This window comes from Candidatus Palauibacter sp. (assembly GCF_965237495.1).
Taxonomy (GTDB): Bacteria; Gemmatimonadota; Gemmatimonadetes; order Palauibacterales; family Palauibacteraceae; genus Palauibacter.
In genome coordinates, this window is record NZ_OZ250143.1 from 1945608 (window position 1) to 1962888 (window position 17281).

Here is a 17281-nt window from a genome sequence, read left to right on the forward strand (position 1 = left end):
CTAATCCGTACCGATCACGGCCGCCGCCGCGAGGCGGGAGACCTCCGCCTCGGAGAGTTCGAGCACATCGGTGAGGATGTGTCGCGTGTCCCCGCCCAGCGCGGGCGCGGGGTTCACCGGCACATCGGGGGCGTCGGAGGTGAGGAGCGGCGTGCGGACGAACTGGAGTTCGCCCAGTCCTTCGTATTCGACCGAGACCCTCACGCCGCGCGCCTCCAGTTGCGGGCAGACGAGGAGGTCGTCGGAGGTCTGCACCGGCCCCGCGGGGACGCCCACTGCGAGGAGCCTTTGCACGACCTCATCCCGGGTGAGGTCCGCGAACACGGGCCCGACGACCTCGTCGAGGAACGCGCGGTTCTCGGTGCGGGCCGCAGGGGAATCGCAGCGGGGGTCGTCCAGCAGGTCGGGGCGGTCCAGCATGCGGCAGAACCGACGCCACATGATGTCGTCGGGGATCGTGAAGGCGACGTAGCCGTCGCTCACCGACAGGAGGCCGCGCGGGTAGAAACCCGGAGCGTCACCGCGCGCCGGCCGCGCTCCCGTGTTGGCGGCCAGCGAGATCATGCGTTCGTTCAGCGACAGCACCCCGTCATACATGGCGGAGTCCACGAACTGGCCCCTCCCCGTCACGCTGCGCCTGTAGAGCGCCATCGAGACGCCGTGCGCCGCGGCCATCCCGGCGTAGAGGTCCGGCATCCCGTAGATCGAGGGGGACGGCGGCTTGTCGGCGAAGCCGATCATGTGCATGACCCCGCCCATCGCCTCCGCCACGACGTCGAACGATGGCCAATCGCCGTATGGCCCCTCGCGCCCGGGCAATCGCCCGAAGCCGGACACCGCCGCGTAGATGAGCCCCGGATTCGCCTTCGACAGCGCCTCGTAGCCGAGCCCCATGCGGTCCACCGACCCCGGCCGCAGGTTCTCCACCACAACATCGGACTTCGCCACGAGCGCCCGGTAGAGATCGCGCCCCTCGTCGCTCTTCAGATTGAGGGCGAGGGATTTCTTGTTCCGGTTATAGGCCATGAACCCGACGCCCATGCGGACGCCGTTCCGCTCCACGAAGGGGGGGATGGCCCGGCGGGGGTCGCCGGCACCCGGCCGCTCGATCTTGATGACCTCGGCGCCCGCGTCCGCGAGGAGCAGCGAGCAGTAGGGGGCCGACATGTATTGCTCGAGCGCGAGGACGCGCACTCCCGCCAGCGCACGGCCGGAGTCGCTCATGGTGTGGTCTCCGGATTCGAGGGACTCAGCTTGTGGTTGGGGTCGTCCGGTATTTGTCGAACCACGCCACGATGTTCGCGATCTTCGCCATCAGCTGGCTCGGGCGGCGGCTCATGTCGTGCGAGGCGCCGGGGAGCCGGATCACGGCCGTGTCGATGCCGCGCAGCTTGAGCGCGTGGAACATCTGGTACGACTCCGACAGCGGCGTCCGCAGGTCCTCCTCGCCCGTGATGATGAGCGTCGGCGTGTTCACGTTTCCCACCAGCGACAGGGGCGAGAACTCCCAGTACGCCTCCGGGTTCTCCCACGACAGCCCTTCATATCGACTGAAGTAGTAGCCGTACCAGTTGTCGGCCGTGAGCGTCTTGCTGATCCAGTTGACGACGGGTTTCTGCGCCACCGCGGCTCGGAAGCGGTCCGTCTTGCCGACGATCCAGGCGGTCATGATCCCGCCGGCGCTCCCCCCGGTGACGAACAGGTTGTCCTCGTCGATGTACCCCCGCTCGATCACGGCGTCGACCCCCGAAATGAGGTCGTCGTAGTCCTGGCCCGGATAGTTGTGATAGAGGAGATCCGCGAACTCCTCCCCGTAGCTCGTGCTTCCCCGCGGGTTCGGATAGAGGACGACGTACCCGGCCGCGGCGAGAAGCTGCATCTCCGCCGAGAAACGGTCTCCGTAGTTCGAGACCGGCCCGCCGTGGATCTCGAGGATGAGGGGATAGCGACGCCCGGGATCGAAGTCGGGCGGCTTGACGATCCACCCCTGGATGGGACGACCGTCGAAGGAGGACGCCCACCAGATCTCCTCGACTTCACCCAGGGTGCGGTTGGCGAGCAGATCGTCATTGAGCGAGGTGATGCGGCGCACGCCGCGACCTCTTGCGCCCACAGCGACATCCCCCGGGAACTCGGGCCGCGTCTGGTTGAGGGCGAAGCTCCCGTCGCGGGCGACGCTGAACGACCCGCCCCCGTAGGGACGCCCGTAGGACGTGCCCCCCAGATCCTCCGCCAGCACCTCGAGTTCGCCGTCGAGCGTGACGAAGGCGACCTTCGAGTTCCCCTCGTCATCGTACTGGAAGTAGACGCCGCTCCCGTCGGAGGCCCACACGGGGCTGGCGACGCCGCGGTCGAGGGTGCCCGTGAGGACCCTTTTCCCGCTTCCGTCCAGGTTCATGACCTGGAGCTGGCTCACCTGGTAGGTGCGCGTGCGGTCCTCGTAGCCGACGAAGGCGATCAGTCGGCCGTCGGGGGAGACGGCCGGACTCTGGTCGGGTCCGGGACGGTCCGTGAGCTGTCGTACCTGCCCGTCCGCGATCGAGATGATGTAGAGTTCCGAATTGCGGTAGTCGTGGACCCAGTTCTCGTTCCGGTTCGAAGAGAAGACGAGGCTCCTCCTGTCCGGAGTCCACGCGGCGGGGCTCTGATGCTGGAAGTCGCCCGACGTGACCTGCGTGGACGTCCCGCCCTCGACCGGGACGATGAAGATGTGGTCGTACCCGAAGTCCAGATAGCCGACGCCGTCCTGCCGGTTCTTGAAGCGGTCCTCCATGATGGGGGGCTCGGCCCACTCCGCGCCGGCCGGCGGCTGCGGAGGCGGGGCGAGGCTCGGCGCCGGGTACGGAACCAGCTTGTTGAAGGCGAGATAGCGCCCGTCCGGCGACCAGCGGAGGCCGCGGGGCGACTCGATGAGCTGCGTGAGCGTGGCCTCCTCGCCGGTATCCATCCAGCGGACGCGGATCTGGCCGTCCGCCGTGTAGGCGATCCGCGTCCCGTCGGGCGACCACCGAGGGGACGTGCCCGTCCCGATCCGCCGGTGATTCGATCCGTCGGCGTTCACGACCCACAGCTCGGACTTCTTCCCGTCCCGCATGATGTCCATCGAGGTCCGGACGTACACGACCTGCCCACCGTCCGGGGAGATCCGGGGGTCCGCCGCATACTCGAGTTCGAACACGTCCATGGGCTGGAAGTGCTGTTGCGCGACCGCCGACTCGGCGACCAGGGCGCCCGCGGCGGCGAACAACGCCAGGGCGATCCTCTTCATCCAGCTTCTCTCATCCATCTTCAGCTCCCCGCATGGCTCGCGACCGTGAATGGGCGACGAATGGGCATAGAATGGGAACAGGCCCGGAAACATCCTCCGGATTCGACCGGCGGGCAACCACCGCGTTATTCTGCGCGTCCAGCGCAGCTTTCCGTGAACGAAAAGCCTCGGTTCCAGAGCCCGTCCCCGGGAGAATGACATGACTCGGTTTCCGGCACGGTACCCGTCCCTTTCGCCAGGGGCGATCCTCGTCCTCCTGACGCTCGCCGTCCTCGGCCCGGCGGCCGCTTCCCCCGGGCTCGCCGCGCAGGAGTACGACCTCCTGATCCGCCACGGGCGGGTGATCGACGGGACGGGGAACCCCTGGTTCGCGGCGGACAGCGGCATCGTCGGGGACCGCATCGAGCGGATCGGGAACCTTGGGGACGCGACGGCCCGGCGCATCGACGGTCCTCGGCGGCGCGGACGGACGCACGTCAGCCTGGCCGCTCGGCGACGAGATCGCGTCTCTCCGGGAACTGGGCCACGCGATGAACTTCGTCCCCATGGTCGGGCACAGCACGGTGCGCACCGAGGTGATGGGCGCCGACTACGAGCGGCCCGCCACGGAGGCGGAGATCGCGCGCATGCAGGAACTCGTGCGCGAGGGGATGGAGGCTGGGGCCTGGGGGCTCGGGGCCGGCGTCGAGTACCGCCCCGCCCGCTTCAGCACGCCGGAGGAGGTCATCGCCCTCGCCGGCGCGGTGGCGCCGTACGACGGCTTCTACATCGCCCACCAGCGCAGCGAGGCCGAGATGCCGCTGTGGCAGCTCCCGAGCAACGCGGATGGCTGGCCGGTGGACGGCGCCCAGGGGCTCGAGGAGACGGTGAACATCGCCCGTCAGCCCGGAATCCGCGTCGTCTGGAGCCACCACAAGGCCCGGGGCCGGTCCAGCTTCGGACGCTCCGGGCTCGACACGCTGGTCGTGAACGGGGCGCGCGCGGAGGGGCTCGAGGTGTATCTCGACGTCTATCCCTACGAGACGTTCGGCGGAGGTCCGCGTCCCATGATCCCGCGCTGGAGTCTGGTGCACGACACCGTGGACACGAGCGGGGGCCGGGACAGCCCCGTCTACAATAGCGAGGAGCTGTTCGACGACGCCCGCGCCAACCTCGAACGCCGCTGGGCCGACCCCGAACTCCGGGGCATCATCGCCCGGGACATCGCGTGGATCGTCGACCACAACGGAGGGGCGGACCGGGTGGTCGTGGTGGGGTATCCGGATTCGACCTTCGTGGGCCGGACGCTGCAGGAGCTGGGCAGCGAGATGGGGGTCACGTACGAGGAGGTCGTCGTCCACCTGGCGCTGCACGGGTACCCGGACGTGCTGGGTGGCGCCTGGACCCGCGGCTACGGGATCCACGACGTGGACATCGTCAACTATTACCGGCAGGACTACACGGCCACGGCTTCGGACGCCGCCGTGAGCGGGGTCGAGGGCGTGCCGCAGTTCGCCTCGCGGCCGGGGGCGCACCCGCGCCACTTCGGCGCCTTCACGCGCAAGATCGCCCGCTATGTGAAGGACCTGAAGGCGATTTCCCTGCCCTTCGCCGTGCGCTCCATGACCGGACTCCCGGCGCGCATCATCGGTCTGGACGACCGGGGGTTCCTGCGCGAGGGATACAAGGCGGATCTCGTCGTGTTCGACCTCGAGCGCCTCCGCGACCGGGCCACGGTGCTGGAGCCGGACCTGTTCAGCGAGGAGATCGACTACGTGATGGTGAACGGCGTGCTCACGGTGGACGGCGGCGAGTTCACGGACGCGCTTCCCGGCGTGGTCGTCCTGCGGCCCGGGAGTTCCGAGAACTAACTGGTAAGACCGGGCACCGTCTCGAACCCGGCCTGCGAGAAGTGACGGTCCGTGGTCAGCGCTCTGGTGAGAGCGAGTTCCGTCATGACGACGAAGCTGGTGCAGTCCGTGAAGGAGAAGTTCTTGTCACTCCATCGGAAGAACCAGCTACGCGCTTTTTCGGCGCGCAAGGGATCGATCCATTCCCATCGGATCCGTGCGCTCGCGTCGATCTGCGCCCACCATGCCGCGGCCGCGCCCAGCCCCAACCGCGCGCGGATCAGCGTCAGCGTCTCGTCGATCACGTAGTCGGTCGAAACGAGGACGCCCCCGGCGCGCAGGCAGGCGTCGCGCTCGCGCCGACCGGCTTCGTGCATGGCGTCTCCCTCGTCGGCCATGGCCATCCAGCCCGCCGTATCGACGAAGATTGCCGGATCAGGAACCGGATTCGCCATAGAGAATCCGGTCGTGCTCCGCCGCGGTGAGTCCGTCGGTCGATTTCCCCACGGCCCCGGCTCCGTAGAGCGAATCCGCTTCGGCCGGACGAAGATCGAGTCCGGCTCCCACAGGCACGATCCGGAACGCGGGACGGCTCCGGTAGAGGACCGTGAAATCCTCGCCTTTCCTCACGCGCTCGATGATTCGTCCCATCTCATGTCTGAGCGTCTTCACGTTGATCATGGTAGACACCTGTCGTTCTCCTCTCGAAGAATCTCAAGGTAAACTCAAGATAACCCAAGAGCGGCTCACATGCCAAGCAGTCGTGGCACCGGCGGCCCCGTGTCGCATGGGCGGGTTTCCCGGCTATTGTTCGGGCCGGACGACGACCGACAACTGTCAGATCGGGAGAGCCCATGCGCACGCGAATCCACGCCCTTCTCCTCCTCGTGCCCGCCGCCGCCTGCACCGCGGACGCGCCGCCGCGCGAGCCGGCAAGCGTCCAGAGCGCCAGGGACGTGACCGACGCGGTGCTCGAGGCCGCCGGGCCTGACGCCAACTGGCTGACCTACGGCGGCAACTACGCGGAGGACCGCTTCAGTACGCTGGACGAGGTCACGCGCGACAACATCGACCAACTCGGTCTGGCGTGGACGTACGACATCGAACTGCGCGGCGGGGTCGAGGCCACGCCCCTCGTCGTGGGCGGCGTCATGTACATCAGCTCGCCGTGGAGCGTGGTCCACGCGATCGACGCGCGGACGGGCGAGCGGCTGTGGCGCCACGACCCGGGGGTTCCGCGCATCCGCGGCCGGCTCGCCTGCTGCGACGTGGTGAACCGCGGCGTCGCGCTGTACGAGGGCAAGGTGATCGTCGGCACGATCGACGGGCGCCTCATCGCCCTCGACGCGGAGAGCGGAGAGCTCGTCTGGGAGGCGCTCACGATCGACCCCAACGAGGCCTATACGATCACGGGCGCGGTGCGCGTCGTGCAGGGTCTCGCGATCATCGGAAACGGCGGGGCCGAATACGGCGTACGCGGCTACGTGTCGGCCTACGACGCGGATGACGGCGAACTCGTGTGGCGCACCTACACGGTGCCGGGCAATCCCGCGGATGGGTTCGAGTCGGAGGCCATGGAGATGGCGGCCGAGACCTGGAGCGGCGAGTGGTGGGTTGCGGGCGGCGGCGGGACGGCGTGGGATTCGATCATCTACGACCCGGATCTCGACCTCCTCTTCGTCGGGACCGGGAACGGTTCCCCCTGGTCTCGGCACCTCCGGAGCCCCGGAGGCGGCGACAACCTCTTCCTCGCTTCGATCCTCGCGCTCCGCCCGCAGACGGGCGAGTACGTGTGGCACTTCCAGACGACGCCCGGCGATCACTGGGACTACACGGCCGTCCAGCCGCTGACGCTCGCGGATCTGGAGTTCGACGGACGCATGCGCCGCGTAATCATGCAGGCGCCGAAGAACGGGTTCTTCTACGTGCTCGATGCGGAGACCGGCGAGTTCCTCTCGGGCCAGGAATACATCGTCCAGAACTGGGCCGAGGGACTCGACCTCGAGACGGGCCGGCCGACGGATCGGCCGGAAGCCGTGCACGCCGAGGTGTGGACCCTCATCACGCCCGCCGCACTCGGGGGCCACAACTGGCAGCCTCAGTCCTTCAACCCCGAGACGGGGCTCCTGTATCTGCCGATCCAGGAGGGTTGGGTCGAGCGCAGCGAGCAGCCGGACTGGGTGTACACCGACCTCGAGATCGAGGACCACCGCTACGGGCAGGCGGTGAACAACCTCGGCCATGTGAGCCGCTACGGGGCCCGGGACGACGCCGGCTTCCTCGTCGCCTGGGACCCGAAGGCACAGGAGGCGCGCTGGACCGTGCCCCTCCTCGGCTACTGGAACGGCGGCACCATGACGACGACGGCCGGGCTGGTGTTCCAGGGCGGCGGGGACGGCCGCTTCGTCGCCTACGACGCCGAGATCGGGGATCAGCTGTGGGAGGTCTCGACCAACCTCGGCATCCTTGGGGGGCCGGTGACCTATCTCGTGGACGGACGGCAGCACGTGAGTGTGACGGCCGGCTGGGGTGGATCACGGGGTCGCAGCGGCGCCCCCTACGGCGAGGCGGTGAACTACGAGCAGCAGGGGCGGATCTTCACCTTCGTGCTCGGCGGAACCGAGCCCATGCCGTTGCCTCGGCGGAAGCGCCCCGTGAGCGTGCCGGACGTCGACCTGCCCGCGGACGCGGCGTCGCTCGAGCGCGGGGGCGAATTGTACGTGCAGTATTGCCGCCACTGTCACGGGGCGGGCGGCGGCTCGGAGGGTTCGATGCCGAACCTGCAGCGCGCGACAAACATCGTGCACCGGAACTTCGAGGACATCGTCCTCGGCGGGAGCCGGGAGCCGCAGGGGATGCCGTCCTACGAGGGCCTGCTCGACTCCGACCAGTTGCGGCTGATCCAGGCCTATATCGTCTCGCAGGCGCGGGAGTCGCTCGCAGCCGAGGCGGAGGCGTCGGGCGGCGGAGAGTGAACTTCAGAAAGCGAGAGGAACCATCACATGAAGCGCTTCATCCTGGTCTCACTGCTTGCAGCCGGAGGGCTCATCGCCATGGCCCCTGATCTGTCGGCCCAGCGCCGTTACATCAACCCGCGACACGCGAGCGAGGAGGGCGTCCTCCCCTTCAGCGGCGCCGTCTGGGTAGGGGATCTGCTGTTCGTTTCGGGATCGATCGGGCTCGTCGACGGGCGTCCGCCCAACGACGCCGAGGAGGAGGCCAAGGTCGTGATGGAATCCATCAAGAACACGGTCGAGGAGGCCGGGATCACGATGGACGACCTCGTCTCGGTGCAGGTATTCTGCTCCGACGTGGACCTCTACGACGTGTTCAACAAGGTTTACCGGACGTACTTCACGGAGAACTTCCCGGCGCGCGCCTTCCTCGGCTCGGGCCCGCTCCTGTTCGGGGCGCGGTTCGAGGTCATGGCGATCGGCTCCCGCAACTGAGCCGGAGGCGGGATCTGGTCACCGAAGCGGGCCCCGGTGCGGGGCCCCGGCCCGATCTCGCCGATGCGCTGGAGCGCGGGGAGATCGTCTTCTTCCCCGCCTGTCCGGTAGACCTTGCGCCGGATCGCGCCCTGGAGCGGCTTCGCGAAGAACTGCCGCGTCAACTGCGCGCGAAGAACGTCAGCTACCACCCGGAAAGCGGGCGCCTCCGCGGGGTGAAGGGCCCGGGAGGGCTACGGGACGCAGTTCTTGCCACGCTCACCGCGCACGGGGCCCGCGTCCGCGCCTTCCTGAGGGAAACCCTGCCCACGCTCACGCGCGGATGGACGGTGGGGACGACCAGCTTCCGCCCGATCCAGGAACGGGGCCGCAGTCTCTCCGCGCACGCGAGCAACGAACGGATCCACTTCGACGCCGGCGCCTACGGGGCGACGGACGGGGATCGGATCCTCCGTTTCTTCGTCAACGTGAACCCGGACGAAGAGCGCGTGTGGAGTACCAGGGGAACCTTCTCCGACGTGTTCGCGCGCTGCGGGGCCGAGGCGGGGGTGGCGGGCGGCGGCTCGTTGGAGCGCGGGACGCTCGACCGTCTTCGGGGACGCCTGCTTCGAGGGATCGCCAAGGCCGGACTCGCGGAGGCCGTGCTGGCGGACTCGAGTCCGTACGACCGCCTCATGCGGCGCTTCCACAACTACATGAAGGACACGCCATCCTTCCAGGAGCGGGACGAGACGTGGCAGGAGATCCGTTTCCCGCCCTTCTCCGCCTGGATGGTGCTCACCGACATGGTGAGCCATGCGAGCGTATCCGGCCAGCACGCCCTGGTCGACACCTTCATCGTCCGGCTCGCCGCCTGCAGACGCCCGGACCTCGCCCCGATCAACATCCTGCGCGGGTCCCCAGGCTAAGACCCGGATTCAGATGGTCTTGGGGTTCTTCCTTCGGCGAGAAAAACCCTCGAACAACCCTTCCTGACGCGTCAAGCGCTCCCGCAGCGCACCCATCTCCCGCGCCATATGCTCGCGAAGTTCGCCCATCTCCCGCGCCATTTGCTCTCGAAGTTCGCCGATCTCCCGCGCCACCTGCGCCCGCAGGTCGCCCATCTCGCGGGCCATGCGCTCCCGGAATTCGGCGAACTCGCCCCGGAGGTCGCTAACGTCTCCGGTGAGCGCCGCCAGATCCTTGCGCATCGCGCGCTGTCCCGGCAGGAGCGCGGCGGCCAGCGCGATCCCCACCCCGATGATCGTCCACATTTCAGGCGTCATCTCGTTTCCTCTCTCAGCGCACTCAACCTAACCTATCGTTGAGTTACCCGTCGGGCGTCAACGACGCCTCAACGATTCAGTAGGTGCCGTCGGGGAAGGAGTCCTGGAGTTGGTCGCGTCGGGCGATCGCGACGCATTCGGCGAGATCGGAGAGGTAGTCGTCGAGCACCGGCGTGTGCACCAGCGTGATGGGCTGGTGGATGGCGGGCGGCTCCCGGTGTTGGCCCATCATCCAGCCGCGCTCGTTCATGAGCCTCGCGACCGCGAAGATGTTGAACGGTTCGCCCGGTTCCACGTCGTACCGGAAGAGGTTCGTGTCGCCCACCGGCTCGAACACGTACAGGCCGTCGATCGCCCGCACGCCTTCGATCGTCGCTTCGGTCGTCTGCATGATTCCGCGGACGACTTCGCGGTATCCTTCCCGGCCGAGGTGCTGGAGCATCGTCCACGCGCAGGCCACGGCACCCCCCGAGCGGGAGCCCTGAGCCGTCGGGGACGCGTAGGAACCTCCGGGAAGGTCGTGGACCACGTATCTCGCGTACTCCAGGTCGTTCCCATCGGCGAACAGGACGAGCGAGGCGCCCTTCTGCGCGAAGCCGAACTTGTGAAGGTCCGCGGACAGGCTGGACACGCCGGGCACGGAGAGATCGAACTCGGGGACCAGATAGCCGATGTCGCGCGCGAAGGGCGAGATGAAGCCGCCGTAGCAGGCATCCGAGTGCAGACGGACGCCCGTTTCCAGGGCCAGTTCACCCAGTTCCCGGATCGGGTCCATGAGTCCGTAGTAAATGGTGGGGGCGCCGGCATATATGAATATGGACGCCTCGTCAATCGCCTCACGAATGGCGTCCACATCCGCGCGATAGTCCGCGCGACAATCCACGTATTTCATATCGAGGTCGAGGATCGCCGCCGCCTTGTCCACCGAGGGATGGCGACTGTAGGCCGCGACGATATTCAACCGCCTCAGGTCCGGCCGGGCCTCGCGCTTCATGTCGCGCGCGACTTTCACGGCCTGGAAGATGCTCTCGGTGCCACCGGAGGTGAACTGCCCGCCGGCACCCTCGGGCGCGTTGAACAGCTCGAGGCCCATCTGGACGATCTCATCTTCCATCACGCCGAGGCTGGGGTACGAGCTGTGGGCGGAGAGCGCGTTCTCGACCGAAAACATCGCATGCGACTCGTCCTGCACGCGCTTCACGGCTTCGTCGACGAAGTAGACCAGGTACGGGACGCGCCCGTTCCTCCAGTCGTAGTCGGCGCGCTTGCGACGGACCAGTTCGGCCCTGAGCGTCTCCCAGTCGATCCCCTTCTCGGGGAGTTGCTTCCGCGTCCGGACCTCGCGACTCACCCCACTCGTTGCCTGTGCCACGTCGACTGCCCCTTGTCTTGCGTTGTTGTGGGTGTAGCTACCGGGCCGCCGTTCGGCGCCTCTCCTCATAGTTGGCCCCGGCCAGCACCGGAAGGACCGTCAGCAACCAGGCGAACAGGATGGCCAGGGGGAGCGTGACCAACCCGATCAGGAGCCCCCCCCATCCGGTCATCACCGAGTCCCCGCCTCCGAAACTCAGCCCGAAGGGACTTCCCCCGCGGCCCGGAAACAATCCCGGAAGGATGAGGAGCGCGATCAGGATCCATACGCCGGCGCGACTTGCCGCGAGCCGGGAGCAGACGAAACCGCCGCCGAAGAGGATCGCCAGGGAAGCGACCAGGGCGATCACCACTACCAACCCCGACATCCTCTCGAATCCGAGCAGCCCGGCGAGGACAATCAGGCCCCCTCCCAGAAGTAACATCGCGACCATGCCCGCAACCCAGGCGACGACCGCGGCCAGAACGTTCGTGGCCAGAGGGGAATTCAATCGACTCCACTGCATTCCTCACCTCCGTGTGATACCGGAAGACGTCCTGAACAAGATCGTATCGGGCGGGCCGGCGGAGCAACCGACCGACGGTGGCATCTTCGGCGCACACTTGTCAGGTGGCCCGGTATCGGGTCAGATACCGGGTCGCGAGTCCCGAGACCCGTCCCCAATACCCTGTACCAGGGATCTGAGTGCCCATGGCCTGGTTGCAGACACACTGGATCGCCGTAGCCCTTCTCGCCGTGTACGGGGCGGTCCTCGTGCGTCACGCCCTCGAGGGCCGGCGCGGGACGAAGGGACGGGCGGACTACTACGTGGGCGGTCGGTCGATGGGAGGGGTGGTGCTCGGTCTCTCCTTCTTCGCGACCTACTCGAGCACGAACAGCTTCATCGGTTTCTCCGGGCAGGCGTACACGTACGGGGCGGCGTGGCTGCTGGTCGCGCCCGCCGTGGTGATTTTCTCGCTCTCCGCGTGGGTGTGGATCGCGCCGCGGCTGCGCGCGTTCACGGGGGCGGTGGACTCGGTGACGCTCGCGGACTACGTGGGCTTTCGCTTCGAGAGCGGGACGGCGCGGCTCCTGGCCGCGGTCATCGTGATCTTCGCCAGCTTCCTCTACATGATCGCCGTCTTCAAGGGGATCGGGACCCTGCTCGAGATCTTCCTCGACATCCCCTACGCCGCCGCGATCGGGTTCGTCTTCCTCGTCGTCGTCTTCTATACGGCGGTGGGCGGGTTCATCTCGGTCGTGAAGACGGACGCCGTGCAGGGGGTCGTGATGTCGATCGCGGCCGTGCTTCTCTTCTGGGGCACGCTCCGCGGCGCCGGGGGGCTGGGAGCCATCGACGCGATCCGCGCGGCACCGGCCACCGGAGGGCTCTTCCGCTGGGACGCGGCGATGCCCTTCCCCGTCCTCATCGGGATCGTCGTGGCGGGGACGCTGAAGTTCATCGTCGATCCGAGACAGCTGTCCAGGTTCTACGCGCTCGCGGACCCGGCGGCGGTGCGACACGGCCTCATCGTGTCGACGATCGCCTTCCTCGGCGTGTACACGCTGCTCCTTCCGATCGGGCTGTACGCGCACGCCGTGATCGGCAGCGGGCTGACGGAGTCGGACCTCGTCGTGCCGACGCTGCTCGGGGAGGCGGGGATCCTGCCGGCGCTCCCGGCCGCGTTCATCCTCGTGGCCATGCTCGCGGCCGCGATGTCGTCGCTGGACAGCGTGCTCCTCGTCATGGCCTCGACCTGGGAGCGGGACGTGATCTCGGCCGTGCGGCACGTGGAAGAGCATCGCGCGGTGGCCCAGACGCGATTCTGGGTCGCGCTGTTCGCGATCATCACGGCCGCGCTCGCGCTCAACCCGCCGGGGAGCATCGTGACGCTGACCGCGTTCTCCGGCGGCCTCTATGCCGCGTGCTTCTTCCCGGCGGTGGTGCTCGGGCTGCTGTGGCGGCGCGGCACGGGGGCGGGGGCGGTCGCTTCGCTCCTCACCGGATTCATCGTGCTCCTGTGCTGGGATTGGGTGCCGTTCTCCAAGGCCGTGCACGAGGTGTTCCCGGCGATGGCGCTCTCACTGGCCGCCTATGTGGGCTGCGGACTCGCGGCCCCGCCCCTCGAAGCCGCGAAGCGCCTCGACATCAAGCTCTAGCCAGCTCGCCTCACTCTCCAGAGGCGGCGAGCAGGGCGAGGGCCAGACGGCAGCACAGGGATCCGCGTTCCGCACCGTCCCGGAGCGCCGCCGGGGCTTGCCAGTTCCAGTCCGAATACTGCGTGACGCCGGAGACCGGTTGGGGCACATGTGGTTCGCCCGACACGAGGCGGGCCGCGTGCAGCCGCAGCGAGAGTCGGTAGCCGTCGCGGTCGACGAAGCCGTCGCTCAGGGGGCCGAGGTCGACGGTTTTCACGCCCAGCTTGTCGCGCCCGATGCGCCGGACCAAGGCGTCATCGGTCTCCCCTTCGGCGTGGGATCCGGCCGGGAGACCCCACACGCCGGGCAGGTCGGGATCGTCGTCGGGGCGCCGGACGGTGAGCCAGCGCGGTCCCCCGTCCGCGGCTTCCGGCGCCCCGGGCCGCCCGGGCTGTTCGATGATCAGGGCGATGGCGTGGCGGGTCGGCGCGCGCCGGGGGCCGGCCCGGTCGTCCGGAGTCATCGCGCGGCCAGCGCCTCCAGCCGCTCGCGCGCGGCGTCAAAGCGGTCGAGCAGGTTGGGGATGTCCGCACCACCGTAGCCCGCGATCAGCCGCTCGCGCGCCGCGCCGAGAATGCCGAGGAGGTCCGCCGCCGCCGCCGCCCTGGCCGAGGGATCGGAACTGCCGACGCTCCCGATCCACACCGGCGCCGTGTGGGCAAACGGATAGTTGGCCATCATCGGCCAGCGCGCTTCCCCGCCGACGGCGCGCGCGGCGACCCAGCCGCCCTCCGGCAGCATCAGGTCCCCGTCGTAGCGACGGGTGCCGGGTGCGCCGAGTCCATCCTCCGTCCACACCACTTCCCCGTTGACGAGGATCTCGACCCGCTCGACTTCGGTCGCCGTGGCCAGGGAGAGTGACCAGGAGGCCTCTCGCGCGGACACGATTTCGCCGGGGCCGGCTCCACCCAGACGGAAATCCAGGAATGGGCCGTTCGTGACGAAGCTCCGCCCGTTCCGAAGCGCGTCAATGTAGGCGGGCCAGTTCCGGGCCCCGCCGGTCTGCGCGTACACGCGCGCCGTACCGACCGCCATCGTCCGGTAGAAATCGGTCATCACGTCGGTGCCCGCCGACGGGACCACTGGGATCCCGGCGCTGAGCAGCAGGTGCCAGATCTGGGACGTCAGTATCTCGTCGCTCCACAGGCAGACGATCTCGAGCGCGTCGAGGTCGCCCAGGACCGCGTCCGCGACGAGTTCGACCGGGACACTCCCGTGAAGTTCGGCGACTGGCAGTTCGGCCCACGGCGTCGTACGCTCGGCGCCCCGCGAGCTGACCGGATGCACGTAGTACGCCAGCCCTCCCTGCGCGCGCGCGTGCCCGAGGGCGTCCGCGTTCCGCCGGTCGTCCGACCCGTAGACCTGGTAGCCGGGACCCCAAACCCAGGGCCAGAACAGGTCGTCGATCCCGATCAGCCCGAGGTGGCCGAGGAAATGGGACCGGACCTCCTGCCCGAAGCGGACGAACGGGGGACCACCGGGCTCGCTCCAGGCCCAGAGGTCCTGATCCTCGAACCGGTTGTGCAGGTTCGCAAGGAGCGGGGTGGCGAAGTCGAGCGCCTCGCCGCGCATCATGGGCATCAGGTCGCCCGGGGAGAGGTCGTACAGGCCCCCGTAGTTGAGATGGAAGTGGTGCTCGCCCGAACTCCAGCCTCCGGCGCGCGCGTCCCACACGGAGGGCAGCACGACGTCCACCTCGGCGGTCCCGGCCTCGGCCCCCGCCTGAACGGTCGCGGACGCTTCCGGCGTCGCGAGGCCCTGGACTGCTGAGACCGTGACCTCGCCGGCCGGAACGGTGACTTCGATCACGCCTGGCGAATAGAAGAAGACGCGCCCGCTCTGGCCGTCGAAGCGCGCCGCGGACGCGTCGGGGACCGCGGGATGGCCGGACCCGTCCACGACCTCGAGCCGCGCCGGGACCGGGGGACCGCCTTCCTCCCGCATCGTCCGTATCCGGATGGTGGCCGTCGGCGCGCCCCAGTCCCAGCCGACCACGTCGACCTCGTGCACCGGTCCGCCGGCGGCGCGGACGCGCTTGAGCCGCAGCCGTTCCCGGTCGTCAGCCTCCGAGAAGTACACCCACTCGCCGGACGGATCCCAGGCAGGGGTCAGCGGCAGACCGCCCGACGCGAGGAGGATCGAGGGCCCGGGGTCGTCCACGTTCAGAAGGCGGATGTCCCAGCCATCCTGGGTCGGCCAGTTGACGGCGACGGTGGACCCGTCGGAACTCAGGGCGGGCCGGGCCATTGAAGCGATGTTGCCCTCGATGAGTGTGCGCGACTCCGGGGAACCGCCCGAGCGCACGACCACGCGGTCGCGTCCACCGCCCTTTGCGAGGTAGACGAGAGAGCTCTCGCCGGGCTGGGGTTTGAGTTCGATCCCGGGCGCGTTGGTGACCGGCCGCCTCACGCCGCTCGCGATGTCTACGGCCCACAGATCCAGCGTCCCGGCCTCAGCCTCGGCGGACGAGTAGAACAGCTTCGTGCCATCGGCGGAGAACGCGGGGTCGAGTTCGATCCCGGGGCTGTCGACTCGGCCCAGCTCGGCCCCCGTCGCCGCGGCGACCCACACGATTTCCGTGTCGCGGGTGTCATCGCGAACGAACGCGATGACCTGCCCATCGGGCGACCATGCCGGGCGTGCATCGATCTCGCCACCCCGGGTCAGACGGCGCGCGACCCCGCTCGACAGATCCATGACCCAGATCCAGCCTCTCGACGCGAATGCCACCTCCCCACCGTCCGGCGACGGGGCGGGATCGATCGGTCCGCTGGTGAGCATGGGAAGCTCGTATCCCTCGAGGTACACGTGGTGGTTGTACCCGGCGACCTTGGGGTATCGATGGGTCCATTGTCCGGCCGCGGAAACCGGGGCGAAGCCCAGGCCGAGAGCAGCCAGGCCCCAGACAGCGAGACCAGGGAACGAGAGGCCCCGGACGGAGGCGTGGGCGAAGGAAGGGATGACGGCCGGACGCGGTCGCATGGCGGTTCACCTGTCGAGTTGAGATACCGGGATAGCTGGGCGGGGCACGAGACCTAAGGCCTCACCAGATCCAGTTCGAAGTGGCGGGCGATCATATCGTAGTCGCGGTCGCGGGCCAGGAGCGGACGGCCCATCCGCAGCGAGGCGGCCGCGACCATGCAGTCGAGAACGGACCGGATCGTCAGACCTTGTCGGCGCAAAGTGCGGTGGATGAGCGCGGCGTCTTCGAAGTCGGCCAAGCCGCCGGTGCCCAATATCTCGAAGCGGGCGAGAAGACGCGCGACAGCTGCAGCTTCACGCTCCGTCCCGCATCCGGCCAGGAGTTCCAGCAGCACCGGCGCGGGCGTGGCGATCGCTTCGCCGGACTGGACCCGGGATCGAAGCGCGAGGTGGGTCGGACTACCCGTATCGCGGAGGTATTCGACCCAAGCCGACGTGTCTGCGATCACCAGCGATCCCCTGGGTCGCCGGCCCGCAGTTCATCGAGGTCGCCGCCCCATCCGGTACCCTGCATGGCGAGCGCTTCCTCCCTGGTCATCGGCACCACCGCGATCCGCCGAAGCGCAAATTCGGCGGCGGCAGACCGATCCGCAAAACCGTATCGCTCGCGAATCGTGTCCAGCAGGCGCGCGGTCACGGTCAACTCGACACGCTCCCTCCCGGACAAGGATGACTCTGCTTCCCGGTACATGGGGCGAGACTCCCCGACGATCGTGGCGCGACCCTGGAGTTCAAGGGCCCGGGCTTGCCGCAGCTCGCGCCGGACCCAGGCGGAAACCGTCTCCCGGTTGCGCCCGGCGGCATCCCGAATCTCGTCGTACTCGGCACCGGAAACTACGACCTGCAAGCGCTTACTCATGTCATGAGTATAATCTACTCATCTCGACCGGGGCAAACCGTCAACTCGGTGGGGCCGTCCGGGTCGGCACCTTCCGGCG

General features: G+C 68.5%; 16 protein-coding genes. 5 read left to right on the forward strand and 11 right to left on the reverse strand.

The window, feature by feature from the left end:
* Positions 1-1224 (reverse strand): CaiB/BaiF CoA transferase family protein, encoded by a 1224-nt coding sequence (locus ACPXY0_RS08520; RefSeq protein ID WP_423930245.1) that lies wholly within the window; start codon positions 1222-1224, stop codon positions 1-3.
* 25 nt (positions 1225-1249) lie between these two features.
* Complete coding sequence (locus ACPXY0_RS08525) at positions 1250-3286, reverse strand: S9 family peptidase (protein ID WP_423930247.1); 2037 nt, start codon at positions 3284-3286, stop codon at positions 1250-1252.
* 401 nt (positions 3287-3687) lie between these two features.
* Here ACPXY0_RS08525 and ACPXY0_RS08530 point away from each other — a divergent pair, with 401 nt between their 5' ends.
* Complete coding sequence (locus ACPXY0_RS08530) at positions 3688-5118, forward strand: N-acyl-D-amino-acid deacylase family protein (RefSeq protein ID WP_423930249.1); 1431 nt, start codon at positions 3688-3690, stop codon at positions 5116-5118.
* Here the strand turns inward: ACPXY0_RS08530 and ACPXY0_RS08535 are convergent.
* Complete coding sequence (locus ACPXY0_RS08535; protein ID WP_423930251.1) at positions 5115-5552, reverse strand: type II toxin-antitoxin system VapC family toxin; 438 nt, start codon at positions 5550-5552, stop codon at positions 5115-5117. The genes ACPXY0_RS08530 and ACPXY0_RS08535 overlap by 4 nt on opposite strands.
* Positions 5533-5787 (reverse strand): type II toxin-antitoxin system Phd/YefM family antitoxin, encoded by a 255-nt coding sequence (locus ACPXY0_RS08540; protein WP_423930253.1) that lies wholly within the window; start codon positions 5785-5787, stop codon positions 5533-5535. Before ACPXY0_RS08540 ends, ACPXY0_RS08535 begins: the two co-directional genes overlap by 20 nt.
* 164 nt (positions 5788-5951) lie before the next feature.
* Here ACPXY0_RS08540 and ACPXY0_RS08545 point away from each other — a divergent pair, with 164 nt between their 5' ends.
* The 3 genes from ACPXY0_RS08545 to ACPXY0_RS08555 are packed head-to-tail and all read left to right on the forward strand — an operon-like array spanning position 5952 to position 9454.
* Positions 5952-8072 carry a PQQ-dependent dehydrogenase, methanol/ethanol family gene (locus ACPXY0_RS08545; protein WP_423930255.1) on the forward strand — a complete coding sequence of 707 codons (2121 nt, stop codon included), beginning with the start codon at positions 5952-5954 and terminating at the stop codon, positions 8070-8072.
* Positions 8073-8099: 27 nt separating this feature from the next.
* On the forward strand, positions 8100-8546 hold the full coding sequence (locus ACPXY0_RS08550; RefSeq protein WP_423930257.1) for a RidA family protein: 447 nt from the start codon (positions 8100-8102) through the stop codon (positions 8544-8546).
* 14 nt (positions 8547-8560) lie between these two features.
* The gene (locus tag ACPXY0_RS08555) at positions 8561-9454 is read left to right on the forward strand and encodes a Kdo hydroxylase family protein (RefSeq protein WP_423930630.1); all 894 of its coding nucleotides are present in this window, start codon (positions 8561-8563) and stop codon (positions 9452-9454) included.
* 9 nt (positions 9455-9463) lie between these two features.
* On the opposite strand, the gene ACPXY0_RS08560 is transcribed toward ACPXY0_RS08555, so the two are convergent.
* The 3 genes from ACPXY0_RS08560 to ACPXY0_RS08570 form a co-directional block, all read right to left on the reverse strand.
* Positions 9464-9811 carry a hypothetical protein gene (locus tag ACPXY0_RS08560; protein WP_423930259.1) on the reverse strand — a complete coding sequence of 116 codons (348 nt, stop codon included), beginning with the start codon at positions 9809-9811 and terminating at the stop codon, positions 9464-9466.
* Positions 9812-9887: 76 nt separating this feature from the next.
* The gene (locus tag ACPXY0_RS08565; RefSeq protein ID WP_423930261.1) at positions 9888-11162 is read right to left on the reverse strand and encodes a pyridoxal phosphate-dependent decarboxylase family protein; all 1275 of its coding nucleotides are present in this window, start codon (positions 11160-11162) and stop codon (positions 9888-9890) included.
* Between the two features lie 58 nt (positions 11163-11220).
* Positions 11221-11688, reverse strand: a complete 468-nt coding sequence (locus tag ACPXY0_RS08570) for a hypothetical protein (RefSeq protein WP_423930263.1) — start codon at positions 11686-11688, stop codon at positions 11221-11223.
* A gap of 185 nt (positions 11689-11873) precedes the next feature.
* Between ACPXY0_RS08570 and ACPXY0_RS08575 the strand changes: the two genes are divergently transcribed.
* Positions 11874-13322, forward strand: a complete 1449-nt coding sequence (locus ACPXY0_RS08575; RefSeq protein WP_423930265.1) for a sodium:solute symporter family transporter — start codon at positions 11874-11876, stop codon at positions 13320-13322.
* A 10-nt stretch (positions 13323-13332) separates the two neighbouring features.
* Here ACPXY0_RS08575 and ACPXY0_RS08580 read toward each other — a convergent pair whose 3' ends face one another.
* Genes ACPXY0_RS08580 through ACPXY0_RS08595 form a run of 4 tightly spaced genes read right to left on the reverse strand, consistent with a single transcriptional unit; the run spans position 13333 to position 17202 of the window.
* Entirely contained in the window at positions 13333-13824 is a 492-nt protein-coding gene (locus tag ACPXY0_RS08580) for a DNA mismatch repair protein MutT (protein ID WP_423930267.1), read from the reverse strand.
* Positions 13821-16343: a CehA/McbA family metallohydrolase gene (locus tag ACPXY0_RS08585; RefSeq protein ID WP_423930269.1), complete on the reverse strand. Its 2523-nt coding sequence runs from the start codon at positions 16341-16343 to the stop codon at positions 13821-13823. Before ACPXY0_RS08585 ends, ACPXY0_RS08580 begins: the two co-directional genes overlap by 4 nt.
* A 53-nt stretch (positions 16344-16396) precedes the next feature.
* Entirely contained in the window at positions 16397-16792 is a 396-nt protein-coding gene (gene vapC, locus ACPXY0_RS08590; protein ID WP_423930271.1) for a type II toxin-antitoxin system VapC family toxin, read from the reverse strand.
* On the reverse strand, positions 16789-17202 hold the full coding sequence (locus ACPXY0_RS08595) for a hypothetical protein (RefSeq protein WP_423930273.1): 414 nt from the start codon (positions 17200-17202) through the stop codon (positions 16789-16791). The genes vapC and ACPXY0_RS08595 overlap by 4 nt, the downstream gene beginning before the upstream one ends.
* Positions 17203-17281: the final 79 nt, after the last annotated feature.

Excerpts from the sequence above, each read along its gene's own strand:
- ACPXY0_RS08520 (WP_423930245.1), bottom strand. The coding sequence starts at position 1,224 with ATGAGCGACTCCGGCCGTGCGCTGGCGGGAGTGCGCGTCCTCGCGCTC.
- ACPXY0_RS08525 (WP_423930247.1), bottom strand. The coding sequence starts at position 3,286 with ATGGATGAGAGAAGCTGGATGAAGAGGATCGCCCTGGCGTTGTTCGCC.
- ACPXY0_RS08535 (WP_423930251.1), bottom strand. The coding sequence starts at position 5,552 with ATGGCGAATCCGGTTCCTGATCCGGCAATCTTCGTCGATACGGCGGGC.
- ACPXY0_RS08545 (WP_423930255.1), top strand. The coding sequence starts at position 5,952 with ATGCGCACGCGAATCCACGCCCTTCTCCTCCTCGTGCCCGCCGCCGCC.
- ACPXY0_RS08550 (WP_423930257.1), top strand. The coding sequence starts at position 8,100 with ATGAAGCGCTTCATCCTGGTCTCACTGCTTGCAGCCGGAGGGCTCATC.
- ACPXY0_RS08560 (WP_423930259.1), bottom strand. The coding sequence starts at position 9,811 with ATGACGCCTGAAATGTGGACGATCATCGGGGTGGGGATCGCGCTGGCC.
- ACPXY0_RS08570 (WP_423930263.1), bottom strand. The coding sequence starts at position 11,688 with ATGCAGTGGAGTCGATTGAATTCCCCTCTGGCCACGAACGTTCTGGCC.
- ACPXY0_RS08575 (WP_423930265.1), top strand. The coding sequence starts at position 11,874 with ATGGCCTGGTTGCAGACACACTGGATCGCCGTAGCCCTTCTCGCCGTG.
- ACPXY0_RS08580 (WP_423930267.1), bottom strand. The coding sequence starts at position 13,824 with ATGACTCCGGACGACCGGGCCGGCCCCCGGCGCGCGCCGACCCGCCAC.
- ACPXY0_RS08585 (WP_423930269.1), bottom strand. The coding sequence starts at position 16,343 with ATGCGACCGCGTCCGGCCGTCATCCCTTCCTTCGCCCACGCCTCCGTC.
- ACPXY0_RS08595 (WP_423930273.1), bottom strand. The coding sequence starts at position 17,202 with ATGAGTAAGCGCTTGCAGGTCGTAGTTTCCGGTGCCGAGTACGACGAG.